Below are 18,299 nucleotides of genomic sequence, written 5' to 3' on the forward strand. Positions count from 1 at the left end.
GGCGGCTTGAGCCCTGTCGAATACAGGGCTCAAGCCGCCTAGGATGGTTTTCATTATTTGCCCTGTCTACTTGACGGGGAGCAGTTCATTTTTGTATAGGTCATGACTTTTTTGAGTTGGAACGTAAAGCCTCGGTGATGAGTTGATCCCAGTCGGCGGCCTCACAGGATGATGTGCACGTCGGTTTGATCTCACAAGTGGCACATTTCCCGCCTTTTGCTTTTCGTGTGTATCGATAAAGCGCATAAACGGCGTATCCGAAGACGCCAAGGCCAATCAATAGATCAAATAAAGACATCTCATTTCCTCCTTGTCACGAAAATCCGAGTAGACGGCCGATTTGGTAGATGAGCAACGATACGACATACGCCACGCCTAATCCGTAAAGGCTAGCGACCCATGTCAGCTTGGCGCTTCCTACCTCGCGCCGAATGACAGCAACGGTCGCCAGGCACGGCACATAAAGCAAGACGAACGCCATGAAGCTATACGCGCTCAACGGAGTGAACACGGGAAATAATGAAGCCGACAAATCGGATTCACTGACCGCATAGATGATCGCCATCGTCGAAACGACGACTTCTTTCGCCAAAAAACCGGTGATGAGTGCAGCGCCCGCTTGCCAGGTCCCAAATCCGAGCGGTACCAACAACGTCGCGATGACGCCACCGACCATGGCGAGAAAACTCTCGTCCATCGGCACGTCGAACCCATTGGGGCCGGAATAAGCGAGCAACCAAATGAAGACGGAACCTCCAAAGATGAACGTACCGGCTTTTCGGACGAACCCTTTTGCTTTTTGCTACGTGCTGCGCCAAAGCGTCAACCCCTGAGGGACCCGGTAAGGAGGTTGTTCGACGATAAAGAGGCTATTTTGGTCTTCTGCGGCCAAGAGGGACGTAAAAATTTTAGCGATGATCAATGCCAAGATGATTCCTAACATATAGAGCGACAGGACGACGAGCGCTTGATGCGATGCAAAAAAGCTAGCAGCAAAGACAGCGTAGATCGGTAGACGTGCAGAGCAAGACATGAACGGTGAAATGAATATCGTCACCAGCCGTTCGCGCTCCTCCTCGATCGTCCGGGCGGCCATGATGCCCGGGACGTTGCAGCCGAAGCCGATGATCATCGGGATGAAGCTTTTCCCGTTCAGTCCAACGAGTTGCATGAAACGATCCATGACGATGGCGACGCGCGCCATATACCCTGAGTCCTCTAAGAATGAGATGAAGAAAAAGAGCACAAAGATTTGCGGCACGAAGACGAGGACGCCGCCGACACCGGCAATCACACCTTCGATGATCAACGCCTGGATGAAGGACGAGGTCCCGAGCGTTTGTAACAACCAGCTCGTTCCCGATGTGACGGGACCGGTCAACAACCCATCCAATACATCGGATAAGGGCGCGCCGACCCAGTTGAACGTGATATGGAACAAGCTATAGAGCACCGCGAAGAAAATCGGTAAACCCCAAATCGGATGTGTGACGACGGCATCGATGCGATCAGTCAGCGTGACGCGCCGGGTATTCCGTTCCTCGACGACGTGCTGACGAACGTCTTTCGTCCACTCGCGTCTTCGTTCCGTGATATGGGCATGAGCGAAGCGACCGAGTTTCATTTCCAACGTCTTTCGAATCGCGAGGACGGTTGGTGCGGAAGACTCGAGTTGCTCGGAAATGACGCGGTTTCCGGCCAAGTATTGGACAGCGATCCAGCGGTCACGGTCGGAGCGGCCGGTCACGTCTAAAATCTGTTGAATCGCATGTTCGGTATCTTCCCCGTAATCAAGGATGAACGGGTCGCGTGGTTTCGATTGAAGCGAGGACAACAGGACATCACAACCGGCTCCGGTGCGCGCTGTGATGGGGAAAATATCGACGTTCAACCGTTCGCGCAAACGTTCTAGGTTGATGGTGATCCCCCGTCCTTCAGCGACATCGACCATGTTTAATCCGATTTGGAGCGGGTGCCCCATTTCGAGCAGCTGGAGCGTCAATTGTAAATTGCGTTCGAATTGTGAGGCGTCGATGATGTTGAACAGACCATCGAACGGTTCCTGTAACAGGAACCTCGAGACGATCGCTTCGTCAGCCGACAGTGGGTCTAAGTCATAGACACCCGGCAAGTCGATTAGCTGTCCGATGTTTCCATGCAATTGTCCGACTTTCTGTTCGACGGTAACGCCGGACCAGTTTCCGACGTGGGCGAAAGAACCTGTCAATCGATTGAACAATGACGTTTTTCCGGTATTCGGGTTCCCGATGAGGGCAATTCGTTGGGTCACGGGACGATCACCTCGATTTGTTCGGCGTCACAACGACGAATCGCAATCATTTGTTGATGTTCGATTTGTTCGATGGTGAGCGGCCCGGATAGGATGGCCCGACGTTTGATCCGTATGGAACAGCCCTCATAAAACCCTAAAGCGATCATGCGGCGGCGCAGACGATCATCAATTCTCGTCAAATCGGATATGAACACAGGCTGATGTAACGGAATGGCAAGTAGTGAACGCATTGAGATCTCTCCATATTCATTAAATGATAATTGTTCTCAATCAGTAGCATACCATGCCCTTTGTCGTTGAAAGTTCCTATAATATGTGGATTTTATGACTTATCGAGCATACGAAAGGAAACAAAAGAAATGCCCGCTAGACGTCAGAACGTAACGTTCGACTTCTAGCGGGCATTTCATTCAATGGTTACGTTCTTTCAATCGGTGCGTCGATCGATTCATGGTCTTCTTTCGCGCTTTCACGTAGCGCGGATGACATGACGTCAGCCAAGTCGCGTGTGCGAAGGACACCGACACCCCGATCGGTCGGACCGTCCGGCGCGGCCACATCTGCGATCAAGTCGTTCGTCGGCCGTGTCTCATGGAGGAGAAGCTCAGCTGATCCTTTCATCGCTTGGGCGACGATTTGACGGGCCGTCGTTTCGTCAAATCCTGCTTCCGTCAAGACCGGTGTCATCGACCCGACAATCTCGTAAAAGAAAGCGGGGCTACAACCGGCGGCGGCCATAAAGGCCGACATCGTCTTCGCATCAGTCACAGCTGTACGACCAACACGCTCAAACAAAGCCGTCGCGGTCTCGCGGAAAGTATCATCGGTCTCGGGTCCGAACCAGAGCCCGGTCATCCCGTTTTGATAAGCCACTGGCGTATTCGGCATCGCGCAGACGGCAGGGAGACCTGACGCCTCTTCAATTTCGCTCGGTTCGATATGAGCCGCTACGGAGACGAGGAGCGGTGTGGTCCACGTCTTCGAGCTTACATATGGAAGCACTCCGTCCGGTTGCATCGCAAGGACGACGATGTCATACGCGTTGACATCCTCTTCGTCGACGATTTGCACGCCGAGCTCAGTGTGAAGTTCTGTAAGACGTGTCCGGTCACTCCGGTTCGTCATCGTGATTTGTTCAGGAGACAGACCTGAGGCTAACCATCCGCGGACGAGTGACTCGCTCATCGATCCTGCTCCTACCATTAAAATATTCATAATCGTCACCTCTTCATATAGATTCGGTCGTGTACATGTTGCCTATCATAACAAATGATGCGTCAAATAGCGCCTCTCGTGCTCAAATTGTAAAACAAAGGAAAAACGTGACACCGTCTTGTCACTGGATTGTCGCAGACGTCACGGATGACAAGTCGGACCGGTCGAGCTATCATGGCAGTAATCAATCAGGAGGCGATGAAACGTGAAACGAGTGTTAGTCCGGGGGATTCAAGGGTATCAACGCTTCATTTCTCCGTTGAAACCACCGACGTGTCGGTTTTATCCGAGTTGTTCGCATTATGGGATCGAGGCGATCGAGAAACATGGTGCACTCAAAGGTGGTTATTTGACGACGCGCCGGCTCATGCGTTGCCAACCGTTCCATTCGGGCGGGCTCGACTACGTGCCGGACGAGTTCGATTGGAAGGCGCCGTTACAACGTGAAAAACCCCCATCTCAGCGAGACGTCTAATCGACGGCTCGCTGTTTTAGATACAGCCCCTCTTTCTCTGACTTGTTTTATCACAATACTTTTGACAATCTTCTAAGTATTCTGAAAAAATAGAGATGTACTCATTACATACGGGGAAAGGGGAATACAACATGGGTCAATCGTTCAGTGAACTCATCGGTACGATTTCAAACTTTGTGTGGGGACCACCGTTATTGATTTTGCTTGTGGGGACAGGCATTTATTTGACGGTACGTCTCGGGGGAATTCAAATCACGAAGTTGCCTTACGCATTGAAGCTCGCATTCTCTAAAAATCAGGACAAGTCATCGAAAGGGGACATCAGTCACTTCCAAGCACTCATGACCGCGCTCGCGGCTACGGTCGGTACGGGGAATATCGTCGGGGTCGCGACGGCCGTCGTGCTCGGTGGGCCAGGCGCGATCGTCTGGATGTGGGTATCCGGTTTCTTCGGAATGGCGACCAAATACGCGGAAGCCGTGCTCGCGGTCAAATATCGGGTCACTGATGAGCGGGGACAAATGGCTGGGGGACCAATGTATTACTTGGAGCGCGGCTTGAAACAGCGCTGGCTCGCCGTCGCCTTCGCGGGGTTCGCTTCCCTCGCGGCGTTCGGGATTGGAAACGGGGTACAGACGAATTCGGTGGCGATGGCACTCCAAACGACGTTTGATGTGCCGCTTTACGTATCCGGTATCTTGATCATGATCTTCACGGGTGCGGTCATCTTAGGTGGTGTCAAATCGATCGGACGCGTCGTCAGTTACTTCGTACCGGTCATGATCGTCTTTTATCTCGGCAGTGGATTATTGATTATGATTATGAACTATACGCTCATTCCAGATGCGATTACACTCATCTTCAGCAGCACGTTAAGCGCCGAGGCAATTGGTGGAGGAGCGATCGGGGCGGCGATTCGTTACGGGGTGGCCCGCGGCGTCTTCTCGAACGAGGCCGGTCTTGGATCGGCCCCAATCGCGGCGGCGGCGGCCAAGACGGATATGCCAGGACGTCAGGCACTCGTCTCGATGACGCAAGTGTTCCTCGATACGCTCATCGTCTGTTCGGTCACAGGGATCACGCTCGTCATGGGCGGACAAATCGGGTCGGGGCTCGAAGGGGTCGCGTTGACGACGGCGACGTTTGAGCAATTTTTAGGGCCGGCTGGCGGATATATCGTGACAATCGGCCTCGTCATGTTCGCCTATTCGACGGTGCTCGGATGGTCGTATTATGGAGAACGTTCGATTCACTACTTGTTCGGCCAGAAATCGATTATTCCGTATCGCATCGCCTTCGTCCTCGTGGCCGGACTCGGCGCGATGACGACGAACCTTAACTTGGTCTGGGCCCTTTCCGATGTATTTAACGGTTTGATGGCCATCCCGAACTTGATTGGTCTGCTGTTCTTGTCGGGTGTTGTGATCGCCGAGACGAAACGGTTCAATCAGCAACTCGAGCTCGAAAATCGAAATCGAAAAGCATCTTAACGAAACACGCCACCGTCTTCAAGGAGACGGTGGCGTGTTTCGTTTGCGGACCTCTTCGAGTCGCGCTTGCTGGAGGTGGTCAAAGACTTTGGTGATGAAGCCGACCATGATGCCGACACCAGTAATGACGTAGCCGATCGTGAACACTTTACCGAGATCGGTCGTCGGGACGAAATCCCCATAGCCGATCGTCGTGAGCGTGACGACGCTGAAATACAAGGCGTCAAGCCAACGCATGTCCTCGAACCGTGAATAAAATAGTGTCCCCGAGACGATGGTCAGAAGGGCGAGACTGAACAACACTTGAAACTCAGCGTCTTTCAGACCGCGCCAGATTCCGCGAAACATGCGACGAAATGTCAAAATAAATGAGAGCATTCGCCCGCCTCCTTTCTTTATAGGTTTGTTCGCTAAGAACAGGGGAACATCCTCTATAGAAAAGTTGGAAAGGATGATACATCATGACACGACCGATCCCGAAAGAACAAGGGCTCGACCATAGCTTGGCGTTCCTCCGGGAGGGCTACTTGTATGTCCCGAACCGCAGAAAAAGCTTTCAGTCAAACCTATTCGAAACGCGTTTACTTGGGGAGCGAGCAATCTGTCTCGGTGGTGCCGAGGCAGCCGCTTTATTTTATGACGCGGACAAATTCGTTCGGCAAGACGCGGCACCGAAGCGGTTGCTGAAGACGTTGTTCGGGGAGGACGGGGTGCAGACGCTGGACGGTGCGGCGCATGCACATCGAAAAAAGATGTTCATGTCGCTCATGTTCCCAGGAAATATCGAGCGACTGACGAGACTTGTCAGCCGTGAATGGGAACGAGCGCTCGATGCGACCGAAGACGAAACAGTGCTCTATCATATGGCGCAAGAAGTCCTCATGCGGGCCGTTTGTGAATGGGCCGGGGTTCCACTCGGTGAGCATGAAGTGAAACAGCGGACGGATGAGATGCGGTTGTTGTTCGAATCGGGGACGGCCCTTGGACCAAAGCACATACGTGGACGGGCGGCCCGGTCGTCGGCCGAGTCTTGGGTTCGGAAGATGGTCGAGGAAGTGCGGACGAACCGGTTGCTTCCGAACGAACAGACAGCACTGTATGAATTTTCATGGCATCGTGATGAGGCAGGGGAACTGCTTCCGGCCGATGTCGTGGCGGTCGAGGCGATCAATATTATACGACCGACTGTGGCGGTGTCGATTTACGTCTTGTTCACTGTGCTCGCGTTGCATCAGTTTCCGGAGGCTCGTGCTCGGTTGGCCTACGGCGAGACGGATTCGACATGGTTCGTCCAAGAAGTCCGGCGCTTTTATCCGTTCTTCCCGGTGACGGCTGCGCGCGTCAAACAGGACTTCGAATGGGATGGGTTTGCGTTCGAGCAAGGGACGCTCGTCTTGCTCGACTTGTATGGGACGAACCACGACCCCTCGCTTTGGACGGAACCCGAACAGTTCAATCCAGACCGGTTCAAAGGTTGGACCGAGAGCCCGTTCACGTTCATCCCTCAAGGTGGCGGGGATGTGGATTTTGGGCATCGCTGCGCCGGGGAACATGTGACGATCGCCATCATGCGTGAAACGATCGACGTGTTCTTGAACCGCTATCGCTATGAGGTACCGTCTCAAGACCTTAGTTATAGTTTTGTGGACTTACCGAGTTTGCCGAAAAGCGGGCTCGTGTTGAAACAGGTTGAACGCAAATGAGTCGCCGAGAGGCGACTCATTTTGTGTGCAAGGCTAACCGTTTCGTGATCGGTTGGATTGTGATGTTCGTGTCGACCATACGGTTATCCCGTTTCGGTTCGTCGGTTCGTTCGATTTGCCATGATGTGTCATGCAACTCTTTTAAGCCGAGTGCGATGTCATAGAGGGAATGGCTCGGGTTGCCGTTCAATTGATACAGTCCCGGCCCACGTTTCGTCAAAATCTCGAACAAGGCGTCCGCCGTATCTTCTAAAAACGAGCAGGACGGGTACCAGTGTGCGCTCGCGACGATTACACCGTTTCGCTTCATCTCGGTCTCGAAATAATCCATCATATTGTTCGAACCGGGACCGTCCCCGATTTGCCAACCGAGGCGGACGATTTGGGCACCGGGATTAGTCCTGGCGATGTTTTCTTCACACGCCCGTTTATAGGCACCATATTCATCTGTTGCATCGGGCGGTGTGTCCGGGGTGATTGGTCCCGTCACACTGTCGGAGAAGACGGAGACGGTGCTCGTGAAGAGGAAGGGGATTTTATATTCCCCGCATAGACGTGCGAGCGTCTCGGCCCATTCGGCGGCACCCATGCCGATATGAAGAAAATAAGTCGGGCGGACCGATTCGATAAAGGCTCGCATCTCAGCCTCGTCAGATGTGGACACTTTCGTGCGGTCCCACGCGACCGGCTCGATGCCGTGCCGCTTTAATGTACGGGCGACGACAGGGGCGACCGTTCCGTTCATGCCTGTCAAAATTGCTTTCATTACTTATTCCTCCCTTCTGTTTGTATCATCCCACACTTCACTGTCCGACAAACCCTTTGAAAGAAGCTTTGTGCTAGACTGATGGGTGGAGGCGATAAAGATGAATATTCGAAAAGCGACACCGGATGACAGCACGCAAATCGCACCGCTCGTTTACGCGGCGATTCACGAAATTGCGTATTCGTTGACCGGTACGTCAGACCAACAACAAGTACTCGAACGACTCTCGATGTGGATTGGTCAGCCCGGAAACCGCTTGAGCTACGAAAACGTTTGGGTGGCGGAAAACGAGACAGTGATGGCGGGCATTCTGATTGCCTACCACGGGGAACGGGCATCGCAGTTGGATGAACCGATCAAGGCGTGGCTCCGGACCCAAGGGCAACCGGACACGTTAGACGTCGAAACGTCAGGGGATGTGCTCTATATCGATTCGGTCGCTGTCGACTCGTCGTTCGGCGGCCGTGGGATTGGGACGAAACTGATTCAACAAGCGATTGACCATGCCCGTGAGACAGGCATCCCACAAGTCGCGCTCAACGTTGACCAGACGAACCCGGCAGCCGGGCGGTTGTATGAGCGGCTCGGCTTTAAAAAAGTGAAAGAAATCGATATCTCCGGAGGACGGTTTGATTATATGGCGCTCGCGCTTTGACTGAACCGTCAATCGGTCAATTATCAGTCTTAAAACCGATGCAAAATGATTGCGACTCGGCTATACTAAATGCTTGAAATGAATCAGTAGCGAAAAAGGAGATCATGTATGGAATGGAAAAATATCCTGCGCGGCATCGCGATGGGGACGAGTGACTTGATTCCCGGTGTCAGTGGTGGGACGATTGCAGTTATTTTAGGGATTTATGACCGGTTGATCGAAGCGATCAGTGGGATTTTCAGTCGACATTGGAAACAGCATATCTTGTTCTTGATTCCGCTCGGGATCGGGATGGCGGGTGCGATTTTAGGTCTTAGCCGCGTGATCGAATTTTTGCTGCTTGAATATTACGAGCCGACCCAGTTCTTTTTCATCGGGTTGATTCTCGGGATAATCCCGTTGCTCCTGTTTGAATTTCGATCGCGTGCGGTCATGCGTCCGGTACATATCGTCGCCATGGTGATCGGGGCCATTCTTGTGGCGAGCATGGCTATCATTAAACCGGCAGATACGGCCATCATTACAGAACTTTCCACAAGTACGGCGATCTTGTTGTTCTTCTCAGGATGGCTCGGAAGTATGGCCATGTTGTTACCAGGGATTAGCGGCTCGTTCGTCTTGCTTCTCATCGGGGTCTATCCAACCGTCATCAGTGCGTTATCGAACTTGAATATTCTCATCATCGGTATCGTCGGTCTTGGGGTGGCGGTCGGTTTCATCGTCAGCAGTAAAGTGATCCGCTATTTGCTCGGCCATTTTCCAGGCATGACGTTTTCCGTCATTTTAGGCCTCGTCATCGGCTCGCTCGCGGTCGTATTCCCGGGTCTCCCGGACACGACGCTCATGTGGGTGCTCAGTATCCTCTCATTTGGGGCAGGCTTTATGATCGTCCGTCTGCTCGGACGCTTCTCTGTATAAAAAAACATGCACGACCGTCATCGATTGACGGCGTGCATGTTTTTGTTTATTCAGCGATTGTTGCTCAATAGATGAACGGGATCAATCGTTTACGCGATTTGGCCCACGTTCGATACGCGCTCCCGAAATGAGAGGTCAGCATCTTCTCTTCGATGTGAATTCGCCATAACAGCGCTAAACCAATCGAGAATGTGCCGAATAAGGCGATGCCCCAATGCGTGAAGTAAAGTGAAAACCCGAGCGTGATAAACAAGAGCCCTGTGTAGAGCGGGTGACGTAAATAGCGATACGGCCCCGAACTGACGAGTTCATCCTCGGGACGGACGACGACGTGACGGGTGAACTGATGGCGCAACTGCCCGATGCCCCAATAGCGGAGCGACACTCCGGCTACGTAGCAACCGAGTCCGAGCAGACGTTGGGGAAGCGGTTGACGTACATCTGTCCAGACGGATAATCCGATGGAAACCGCAAACACGATGACCATGATCAATGAAACGATGTAAAAACTGGCGTGCTCACTGGCGCCGTCGGTCGGCTCGGACCGATTTCGGTAACGCCAAATTTCATATAGCCAAGCGACTGAGATGAGAATGAAGAACCCGTCTAACCAATCCATAGCGTGCCTCCTTTCTCAGTATCTTCCACTCAATACCCGCGTCTTCCTCCCCAAAAACGCACGCTGAATGAAAAAACGTCTCGCAATGTGCGGGACGTTAAGTAGTGCTCAGCCGATTAATGCGCGTTGGCAAGCAGTGCTGCGGCGACCTGTTTGTCGTGTTTCACTTCGTTTGTCTCTTCTTTGATCAAGTGATACGTGAGACACATCGGCTTCTCGGTCCGCGGGTCGCGACCGATGATGGCATCGATGTGGAATACTTGTCTGAGGACGAGCGGACAGATGACTTCTTCGGCCGTTCCTGTCGCGAGTACTTCGCCGTCTTTCATCGCGACGATGTGATCGGCAAAGCGAGCGGCCTGATTCAAGTCGTGGAGGACCATGACGATGGTTCGTCCTTGGTCTCGATTGAGCGTCTCGAGCAGTTCGAGTACTTCGAGCTGATGGGCCAAGTCGAGATACGTCGTCGGTTCATCCAAGAAAATCAAATCGGTCTCTTGGGCGAGCGCCATCGCAATCCATACACGCTGACGTTGTCCGCCTGAGAGGGCATCGACGCTGCGGTCTTTATAGGCGAGCGTCCCGGTCACGTCAAGCGCCCAATCAATCACTTCATGATCATGTTTCGAAAGGCGGCCAAATCCGGATTGATAAGGGAACCGGCCGTAGGAGACGAGTTCTCCAACCGTCAATCCGCCGGCACCTTCTGGCGTTTGCGGCAGGATCGCCATTTTTCGGGCGATCTCTTTCGTGTTACATTTGGCGATGTCGGCTCCGTCCAAATGGACTGAACCGTTAGACGGAGAAAGAATCCGGGTCATCGCCTTCAAGAGCGTCGATTTTCCACAGCCGTTCGGTCCGATGATCGTCGTGATTTTATGGTCGGGAATCGACAAGCTCAATTGTTTTACAATCGTCTTGTCGCCATATCCGACCTCGATATCTGTCGTATGTATCCGTGACATGATGGATTCCCCTTTCCGTAGATGACGCCCGTGATAATGATTCTCAATATCGAATCTACTATAGCAAGTGCCACACATCGTGTCAATGTTTGTTTGATGTCAAAATAGATTGTCGACAGGCGTGTTTCAAGGTATAGTGAATGAGAATGAGAATCAATGGCGCTGGAGTTTCAAGGAAGGGTGAGGGCGATGAGCGAACAAGATGTATATGATGTAACGATTATTGGGGGCGGACCAGCCGGACTATATGCGACGTTTTATAGTGGGCTTCGTGGGATGAAGACGAAATTGATTGAGTTTCAACCACATCTCGGCGGCAAAATCCATGTCTATCCAGAGAAGATGATTTGGGACGTCGGCGGGGTCACACCGACGACCGGTGCTCGCCTTATCGAACAATTGGTGGAACAAGGCTTGACGTTTGATCCGACCGTCGTGCTCGGAGAGAAAGTCGAATCGATGACGAAGGACAACCAAGGCCATTTCGTACTCGATACGACACATGGACAGCATGTTTCCAAGACGGTCATCGTCGCGACAGGAAGCGGCATCCTACAACCACAGAAAATCGATATCAGCGGGGCAGAGCGCTTCGAGGTCTCGAATTTACACTATACGGTCAAATCGCTCATGGCGTTCAAAGGAAAGACGGTATTGATCTCAGGGGGCGGCAACAGTGCCATCGACTGGGCCAATGAGCTCGAACCGATTGCTGAGCGCGTCATTTTAACGTACCGGAAAGAAGCGCTCAAGGGACATGAGTCACAAGTCGATAAGTTGCTTTGTGGCCGTGTCGACTGTCGGTTGCATACGCAAATCGAAGACCTCATCTCTCGGGATGGGACGACGATTCATGCGGTTTCGCTCGTCGATTGCGGGACGGGGGAACGTGATCTCGTAGAAGTCGACGAAGTCGTCATCAACCATGGGTACGAGCAGGATACGGCGCTGCTCGGTGATTGCGAGTTACAAGTCGAGATGGTGGATGGTTTTTACGTGAAAGGCAATGCGAGCAGCGAGTCGTCGGTGCCAGGTTTATATGCGGCTGGCGACATTTTGACGCATGAAGGGAAAGTCCACCTCATCGCGGGCGCTTTCCAAGATGCGGCCAATGCCGTCAACCGTGCAAAGACGTTCATCGATCCGGACGCCACGAAAGCGGCGATGGTGTCCTCGCACAACGAACGGTTGAAGACAAAAAACCGTGATATCATCGAGCAGGCATTACAAAAGCAGTGAGGGGCTCCCTCACTGCTTGCTTGTTGTCGGATAGTCGCACAGTTCGACGATGACGCCGCCCGAATGACGTGGGTCCATATAGATGAGACGTCGGCCTTTTGCCGTCGTCCGCAACGTGTCCTCTAAAAAGGAAATGCCGTCTCGTTTGAGCGACTCGATCGATTGAGTTAAGTCATCAACCTGGTAGGCGATATGGTGGACGCCTTTGCCTCGTGCTTTCATGAAGCGGGCGATTGGACTCGTTGGGCTCGTCGGCAACAACAGTTCAATCACATCGTCACCGACGTGGATGACGGCGATTTCCGTCTCGACGCCGACCGCTGTGTTTGTGTAGCGATCGACGAGCTTCCCTTGTAGGACGGTCGTGTAAAATGAAATCGCTTCGTCTAAATCACGGACAGCGATTCCGGTATGGTCAATGTGCATCTTGATCCCTCCTCACACTCTAGTTTGACGAAACTTGAACAAAATGTCACTTCACAACGTTTTGTCGGAATCCGATATACTGAAAGAGGGAGGGACGGCGAAATGAACGGAAAGATCACTCTTGGATTGATCAGCGCGTTCGCGCTGGTGTCATTTGTGTTTGGACTCTCACTTGCGACGTTTGTCGATTATCGGATCAATGAAGAACAAGTCGTCCTGGAACGATTGACGACACATAAAAAAATTGGTCCTGCTGAAATCTTGTCGACGGAAGTGGACTTTCATTTGAACGGTTCCAATTATGCCCTGCGTTTTACAGACGAGCCACATATCACCTATTGGTTCAGCGTGGCGGACCGCGAGATCCAATTCGATCGAATCGAATCGTTGGATCGGCGCGATACAGGACTTAGAACCGATCTTTTTGAACAGATGCCACCGCTCGCGATGGAATCGACAAACGCTGCCGAATGAAAACACGAAACGAACGAGTCCGATGAAGGACCCAGAACGTTTCGTGTTTTTTTACTGTTTACTGTACAGAAGGATAAGGGACCAATTCTTTTAAAAATGTATGAGTGCTGACAGATGTTTGGGTGGCTTTTTGTTTTAGTAGGGCGTCTCGCAAGCTTGGTTGGAGCGATGTCACTGTGACCTTGACGTCTTGAATCTTTTTCAACCTTATAAAAGATGATTGTTGGAGGAACGAGAGACCTTCTCGGGTCGTGAATGAGTCGCACGTCATGTGGAGCTCATGAATATGCAAGCGCGAGAACTCGATTCGGCTATACATCGTGCCCACGACAGCACCGTTCCGTCTCAATGAATGGAACGCACCTTGATTTCGATGACATTCGTCGATGGTTCTAGCCGAAACCGGTAAGGCGCCTGGCAAAAGACGGGCGTACTGATTGCGGGTCGATGACCATAACGCATACGTTTCCGGATGCTCAAGGCAGAGTTGCCATTGCGCGTATGTCTCTTTTTGGAACGGTAGTACAGGTAAATCATAAACGGTCGACTCAAGATGAGGTGTGAACCCGATGGCGGTGAACGAATCGAGTCGTTGAAGTGCCTTTGCGTTTTGGACATTTAAAGAGACCATCGTTTTTTGTCCGATATGCGGATGGAATTGATACAAGACGCGATCGATCAACCCACGCAATGCCGCGAAGTTTGTATAGGCTGCATCAGTCATGCGAATCTGTTGGGTGGTGGGGAGGTCACGATAATCCACGGTGATGGCGGCCATGAGCTCATTTCCTAGCCAACCGGTATACAACGAGCACTGTGGTGGAAAGCTGAACAGATTCGGGACGTGCTGAGGGTTATAAAGATTGTGGAGCAATGGTCGAAGATGGGGTGGAACTTCACGACTTTCTTTGATGGTAAAGGTCTGCTTCATCCGAGCGGTCCTACTTTCTATATAAAATGAGATACCCTTAAATTGTAAGCGTTACCACATATAAATGCTCGTATTAAATTGATGAACATTTATTGGGAAATCAAGGGCGTATTTGTTTCAAAAAACACCCAAAAATCTTTCCGATTTGACGTGGAAATGGCTCAAGGACGAGACTCTATCTGGCTAAGACATACATAAAGAGGTTTGATGGCGGAGGATGAAACAGGGTGTGATATTTGTTAAAACGTAGAACAATCCAATTCATGTTAAATGAAAAAGACATGCTATACTGATGGGTAAGAAACGAGTCAAGGAGACGACTATGCGATACGTAATAAGTTTTTGGTTATTAGCAGTAGTGTTGATGGGTATACCGCATACGGCGCAGGCGGAAACGAATCCGATCGTTGTCCATGAGAACGTCATCGTTGACGAAGCGGTAGAACTATATGAAGGGTTTCGCTCCCCGAACGAGATGGTGTTCATTTTTGTATTGATTGTATTATTATCCGTGATTGGGCTAGGGATTATCAATGCGATTGAATAACGTGAAAACGTTCACAAAAATGCAATATCTGAATCGGAAGCGGTTTCAAATCTGATTTATACTAAACGTGTAGGAAGGAAGTTCTGCACCAACTTCCCCTCCTTTTCAGATGAACACCCCTCGTTCATATCATGTTTTGGAGTCAACCGACGCTGTCGATTGACTCCCTTTTTTGTATGATTAAAATTGGATTCGTTTTTCTTTGGCGAGTCGTCGCAATCGTTTCGTTTCATTCGCATGGCCACGACTTTCGAGCATATTCACATATACTTTGAACGGTTCTGAACGATGGGAGAAGAAAGGGATATATTCGGCGAACAACTTTTGTTCGGCTTCTGATAAATGGCCGCGCTCCACGAGTAATTCCAGCTCAAGCATCTTTAAGGCTTGATAATCGGCAAGGGCGTTCTCGTCTGTGTGGGCTTTGGCTAATGTGCGGTCGCACAACGTGGTCAAACGTTCACGGAGCAAATTCCATTCGGACGAATTATAAGATTGATCGAGGAGTGTCGAGAGCAGGTCGACCCGAGTCGAGTCAACATCTTTTGGGACATGGAGTGCGGTGTATAAGGAACGATCGATCCAAACGGCGGTCGTGGGGGCATCAAGTTGATAATACTGAATCAGTTGGGATAACATCGTGGTTTGAGACAATTTTAACAACCGGAAAGGATCGCTCGTTGTGAAGAGCGGTTCTTCTCCCGCTGAAGACGACAGCAACAAAAACATTTCTTCGTACATCGTCCGGGCCTCGGGCTCGTCATCCGCGTAATAGGCTAAATCGCGAATGATTTTTTTCGCATGAATGTACCAATTTTTTTGGTCACGTTCACTCATCACTTGGTTCGGGACTACATATAAGTGATCATAAGCCAATTCGACAAAACGTTCAGCGAGGACGATGGTTTGTGAGAGCGAATGACGTTCGTCTGACGATTTTTGTTCTTTATATCGTGTGAACTGGCTGACCATAAAGTCGATGTCTTTCTCTTCAATCACGGTTTTAGGGATGTTTCGATACATCTCGACAATCACATCGCGAAGCGTGGCTTCGCCGTACTGTTCTAGCAACATCCGTAACTTCCCGATACGCATTAGCTCTCCCTCCTTTCAAGAGGACGTCGAACAAAGTAACTGTCCGCAGATGGGCAGACACCAATTATTATTCCTTTCCCGCTTTCGATTCAAAACAACCCTTCCGTCTCATGCTTGAGACGGATTTTTACGTTAACCGTTGTCAGAAAAACGTTTGTCGATGATAATGTAGAAAAATCTAACCATAATTGAGGTATTGCATATGAATGACGATCAACACTTATCACGTGTCGAACGCAGAAAGCGTGAGCTCGAACGGGAACGGTTGAGTGAAGAGGCTCAGCTAAACGAACAAGCTCGACACGAAACGATAAATCATCAAACAAACGAAGAGAACCCGGAAAGATGGGAGACGGGCCGGCAAGCAGAGACGACTCAAGGCGAGCATCCGTTTCTAAACCGAGCGCATGAACAGTCGTCTGAACCGAAAAAGAAAGCGCGCGACGTCCGGAAACCGAAAGCGAAGTTAACCCTTCCGTTCGGCACGAAACGTAAATCAAAGCCACGTCGAGAAGAACGACGGGAACCGAGACGCCAAACACGTGAACCGGAACGAACTCACGTCAAACATGAGGCGACCGCACCGAAAGACAAACCGCGCCGCCGGAAGTGGAAAGGGAAGCTATTGCTTGTCATGTTGCTCCTCCTCATCGGAGTCGGCTATATGGCAACGCGTCCTGTCACGTTTTTAGTGATGGGAAGTGACGCCCGCGTCGGAGAATCATTATCTGGATCACGGACGGACTCTTTACAGTTGATGGAATTTGTACCACGTTCACGCACTGTTCAAAACGTCTCGATTCCGCGGGACACGTATACAGCGATTCCTTGCGAACCAGAACGAGAAGGCGATAAGATCACCCATGCGTTTGCCTATGGCGGTGCGGATTGTACGGTCGGGGCGGTAGAGGGACTGACGGAAACCTCGGTCGACGGTCAAGTCGTGATCACGTTTGAAACGTTTATGGAATTGATTGACCTCGTCGGCGGCGTCAACGTCACAGCGACCCACTCGTTCAGCGAGAAAGGCTTCAATCAAACGTATGAGTACACAGAAGGAGTGTCTTACGCCATGGACGGGGACATGGCGCTCGCCTACGCCCGTCACCGGAAGACAGACACGGACGGTGCCCGCTCGAACCGCCAAACCGAAGTCATGTCGGCCGTCGCCGATAAATTGGCCAGTCCGACGGGGTGGACGAAAATCCCGGCGACGTATCGTTTCATGAAAGACGAGATGGGACTCGAAATGAATCCGTTGCAGATGGCATCGATCGGAATGACGATGGTATTACAGCCGCAGGTGGATAAACTTCAAATCGAAGGAGAAGACGCCTACATCGATAACGTCTATTACTATCAACCGACCGAAGCGAGTGTTCAAGCCATTCGTGACGCCCTCGACTTGACGATGTGGGGAACGGTGAGATAATTTCGCGAAAAGGGTTTGATTCCGTTCCGAAAGAGGAAATTTAATCAAATGAACTACTCTTTTGAGGAGGGAAATTTGAATGAAAGTTTTAGTCATTGGAGCAACAGGAAAGATCGGTAGACGTGTATTGAAAAGTTTAGCGAAATCGCATCAAGTGACCGCTTTAATTCGTTATCCTGAACTACAGGCAGAGTATGAAAAGATGGGTGCGCGCGTGCTCACCGTCGACGTCGAGAAAGAATTGGATAAAGGGATTCACGAGGCGACCTCGGGACAAGATGCCGTCATCATCGCGGCAACGGCAGGGGCAGATGGATCAAGCAAGGAAATCGAACTGCTGGACCGCAACGTCGCGATGAAAGCGATTGACGCTGCTAAAAAAGAACGTGTCCGTCACGTCGTCTTGCTCAGTGCATACGGCGCGGATCAACCGGACGCGGCACCGAAAGAACATTTCAACTTCTTGTCTGCCAATAACGCGGCCGATGAGTATATCGAACATAGCGGTTTAAACTACACGATCATTTGCCCAGTGACAATTGTAGATGGGCCAGGGAAAGGCTCGATTGAGGCATCGGAAGACTTGAGTGATGCGAATGGTGCGACGATTTCTGAAACGGACGTCGCGACGATCATCACCGCTTCGCTCGATAATCGTGGATTGTATGGCCGTCGGATCGAAGTGAAATCCGGCAGTACCCCAATCAATGAAGCACTCGATTTTGACAGTCGTGGGGAAGTGGCGACTGGAGGCAGAACGACGCTTCGTCGACCACAACGCTAACGAAAATCTGGAGGAGAAGGTGTCCTGATGGAACGAAAATTGTATAAAGATCCGTCTGATCAAATGATTGCCGGTGTCTGTTCGGGACTAGGGAAATACCTCGGGGTCGATGTCACGTTAATGCGCATCATCTTCGTCGTCCTCGCTTTGTTCGGGGGTCCTGGTCTATTGATTTATATCGTTCTGGCCATCGTCATGAAAAAACCGCCGTCAGAGTATGAGGCGGAGCAAGAAAATCGCTTTTAACAAAACGAGCTGACCGCATCGGTCAG

Annotated in this window: 21 protein-coding genes and 1 pseudogene; 11 read left to right on the forward strand and 11 right to left on the reverse strand. The window is 51.2% G+C overall.

Annotation, left to right across the window (positions count from 1 at the left end; all coding sequences use genetic code 11):
* Nucleotides 1-100 precede the first annotated feature (100 nt).
* The 4 genes and pseudogenes from KNP79_RS10685 to KNP79_RS10700 form a co-directional block, all read right to left on the reverse strand.
* Complete coding sequence (locus KNP79_RS10685; RefSeq protein WP_215192343.1) at nt 101-298, reverse strand: FeoB-associated Cys-rich membrane protein; 198 nt, start codon at nt 296-298, stop codon at nt 101-103.
* A gap of 15 nt (nt 299-313) precedes the next feature.
* Nucleotides 314-2,290: pseudogene (gene feoB, locus KNP79_RS10690) on the reverse strand (ferrous iron transport protein B).
* Nucleotides 2,287-2,523 carry a FeoA family protein gene (locus KNP79_RS10695; RefSeq protein WP_214754283.1) on the reverse strand — a complete coding sequence of 79 codons (237 nt, stop codon included), beginning with the start codon at nt 2,521-2,523 and terminating at the stop codon, nt 2,287-2,289. The pseudogene feoB and the gene KNP79_RS10695 overlap by 4 nt, the downstream one beginning before the upstream one ends.
* A 187-nt stretch (nt 2,524-2,710) precedes the next feature.
* Nucleotides 2,711-3,508 carry a pyrroline-5-carboxylate reductase family protein gene (locus KNP79_RS10700; RefSeq protein ID WP_215192346.1) on the reverse strand — a complete coding sequence of 266 codons (798 nt, stop codon included), beginning with the start codon at nt 3,506-3,508 and terminating at the stop codon, nt 2,711-2,713.
* A 205-nt stretch (nt 3,509-3,713) separates the two neighbouring features.
* On the opposite strand from KNP79_RS10700, the gene yidD reads away from it, so the two are divergent.
* Both yidD and KNP79_RS10710 read left to right on the forward strand, forming a co-directional pair.
* Entirely contained in the window at nt 3,714-3,983 is a 270-nt protein-coding gene (yidD, locus tag KNP79_RS10705) for a membrane protein insertion efficiency factor YidD (protein ID WP_034781204.1), read from the forward strand.
* Nucleotides 3,984-4,114: 131 nt separating this feature from the next.
* Nucleotides 4,115-5,473, forward strand: a complete 1,359-nt coding sequence (locus KNP79_RS10710; protein WP_215192405.1) for an alanine/glycine:cation symporter family protein — start codon at nt 4,115-4,117, stop codon at nt 5,471-5,473.
* An 18-nt stretch (nt 5,474-5,491) separates the two neighbouring features.
* Here KNP79_RS10710 and KNP79_RS10715 read toward each other — a convergent pair whose 3' ends face one another.
* Nucleotides 5,492-5,851, reverse strand: coding sequence for a potassium channel family protein (locus KNP79_RS10715; RefSeq protein ID WP_034781199.1), 360 nt, complete (start codon nt 5,849-5,851; stop codon nt 5,492-5,494).
* A gap of 83 nt (nt 5,852-5,934) precedes the next feature.
* On the opposite strand from KNP79_RS10715, the gene cypC reads away from it, so the two are divergent.
* Nucleotides 5,935-7,176, forward strand: coding sequence for a CYP152 family fatty-acid peroxygenase CypC (gene cypC / locus KNP79_RS10720; protein ID WP_215192348.1), 1,242 nt, complete (start codon nt 5,935-5,937; stop codon nt 7,174-7,176).
* Nucleotides 7,177-7,192: 16 nt separating this feature from the next.
* On the opposite strand, the gene KNP79_RS10725 is transcribed toward cypC, so the two are convergent.
* Nucleotides 7,193-7,942, reverse strand: coding sequence for a sugar nucleotide-binding protein (locus tag KNP79_RS10725; RefSeq protein ID WP_215192350.1), 750 nt, complete (start codon nt 7,940-7,942; stop codon nt 7,193-7,195).
* A gap of 100 nt (nt 7,943-8,042) precedes the next feature.
* Here KNP79_RS10725 and KNP79_RS10730 point away from each other — a divergent pair, with 100 nt between their 5' ends.
* Both KNP79_RS10730 and KNP79_RS10735 read left to right on the forward strand, forming a co-directional pair.
* On the forward strand, nt 8,043-8,597 hold the full coding sequence (locus KNP79_RS10730) for a GNAT family N-acetyltransferase (RefSeq protein WP_215192352.1): 555 nt from the start codon (nt 8,043-8,045) through the stop codon (nt 8,595-8,597).
* Nucleotides 8,598-8,705: 108 nt separating this feature from the next.
* Nucleotides 8,706-9,515 (forward strand): DUF368 domain-containing protein, encoded by an 810-nt coding sequence (locus tag KNP79_RS10735; protein WP_214712213.1) that lies wholly within the window; start codon nt 8,706-8,708, stop codon nt 9,513-9,515.
* 64 nt (nt 9,516-9,579) lie between these two features.
* Here the strand turns inward: KNP79_RS10735 and KNP79_RS10740 are convergent, their stop codons facing one another.
* Together KNP79_RS10740 and KNP79_RS10745 are read right to left on the reverse strand one after the other, a co-directional pair.
* The gene (locus KNP79_RS10740; RefSeq protein WP_034781189.1) at nt 9,580-10,134 is read right to left on the reverse strand and encodes a methyltransferase family protein; all 555 of its coding nucleotides are present in this window, start codon (nt 10,132-10,134) and stop codon (nt 9,580-9,582) included.
* 116 nt (nt 10,135-10,250) lie between these two features.
* Nucleotides 10,251-11,099: an ABC transporter ATP-binding protein gene (locus KNP79_RS10745; protein WP_034781188.1), complete on the reverse strand. Its 849-nt coding sequence runs from the start codon at nt 11,097-11,099 to the stop codon at nt 10,251-10,253.
* A 189-nt stretch (nt 11,100-11,288) separates the two neighbouring features.
* Between KNP79_RS10745 and KNP79_RS10750 the strand changes: the two genes are divergently transcribed.
* The gene (locus KNP79_RS10750; protein WP_034781187.1) at nt 11,289-12,338 is read left to right on the forward strand and encodes an NAD(P)/FAD-dependent oxidoreductase; all 1,050 of its coding nucleotides are present in this window, start codon (nt 11,289-11,291) and stop codon (nt 12,336-12,338) included.
* Between the two features lie 9 nt (nt 12,339-12,347).
* On the opposite strand, the gene KNP79_RS10755 is transcribed toward KNP79_RS10750, so the two are convergent.
* Nucleotides 12,348-12,764, reverse strand: a complete 417-nt coding sequence (locus KNP79_RS10755; RefSeq protein ID WP_214754276.1) for a VOC family protein — start codon at nt 12,762-12,764, stop codon at nt 12,348-12,350.
* A 102-nt stretch (nt 12,765-12,866) separates the two neighbouring features.
* Between KNP79_RS10755 and KNP79_RS10760 the strand changes: the two genes are divergently transcribed.
* Nucleotides 12,867-13,238, forward strand: a complete 372-nt coding sequence (locus tag KNP79_RS10760; RefSeq protein WP_034781184.1) for a hypothetical protein — start codon at nt 12,867-12,869, stop codon at nt 13,236-13,238.
* A 58-nt stretch (nt 13,239-13,296) separates the two neighbouring features.
* Here KNP79_RS10760 and KNP79_RS10765 read toward each other — a convergent pair whose 3' ends face one another.
* The gene (locus KNP79_RS10765) at nt 13,297-14,016 is read right to left on the reverse strand and encodes a hypothetical protein (RefSeq protein ID WP_034781183.1); all 720 of its coding nucleotides are present in this window, start codon (nt 14,014-14,016) and stop codon (nt 13,297-13,299) included.
* Nucleotides 14,017-14,491: 475 nt separating this feature from the next.
* Between KNP79_RS10765 and KNP79_RS10770 the strand changes: the two genes are divergently transcribed.
* Nucleotides 14,492-14,716, forward strand: a complete 225-nt coding sequence (locus KNP79_RS10770) for a hypothetical protein (RefSeq protein WP_034781182.1) — start codon at nt 14,492-14,494, stop codon at nt 14,714-14,716.
* Nucleotides 14,717-14,896: 180 nt separating this feature from the next.
* Here KNP79_RS10770 and KNP79_RS10775 read toward each other — a convergent pair whose 3' ends face one another.
* A complete protein-coding gene (locus KNP79_RS10775; RefSeq protein WP_034781180.1) occupies nt 14,897-15,811 on the reverse strand; it encodes a hypothetical protein in 915 nt (304 codons plus the stop codon).
* Nucleotides 15,812-16,013: 202 nt separating this feature from the next.
* Between KNP79_RS10775 and KNP79_RS10780 the strand changes: the two genes are divergently transcribed.
* From KNP79_RS10780 to KNP79_RS10790, 3 genes are all read left to right on the forward strand, one after another.
* On the forward strand, nt 16,014-17,243 hold the full coding sequence (locus KNP79_RS10780) for an LCP family protein (protein ID WP_214797602.1): 1,230 nt from the start codon (nt 16,014-16,016) through the stop codon (nt 17,241-17,243).
* A gap of 79 nt (nt 17,244-17,322) precedes the next feature.
* Nucleotides 17,323-18,027 (forward strand): SDR family oxidoreductase, encoded by a 705-nt coding sequence (locus KNP79_RS10785; protein ID WP_034781176.1) that lies wholly within the window; start codon nt 17,323-17,325, stop codon nt 18,025-18,027.
* A 27-nt stretch (nt 18,028-18,054) separates the two neighbouring features.
* Entirely contained in the window at nt 18,055-18,273 is a 219-nt protein-coding gene (locus KNP79_RS10790; protein WP_034781174.1) for a PspC domain-containing protein, read from the forward strand.
* The last annotated feature ends 26 nt before the right edge of the window (nt 18,274-18,299 follow it).

The organism is Exiguobacterium sp. s7 (genome assembly GCF_018618195.1).
Lineage (GTDB): Bacteria > Bacillota > Bacilli > Exiguobacteriales > Exiguobacteriaceae > Exiguobacterium > Exiguobacterium mexicanum_A.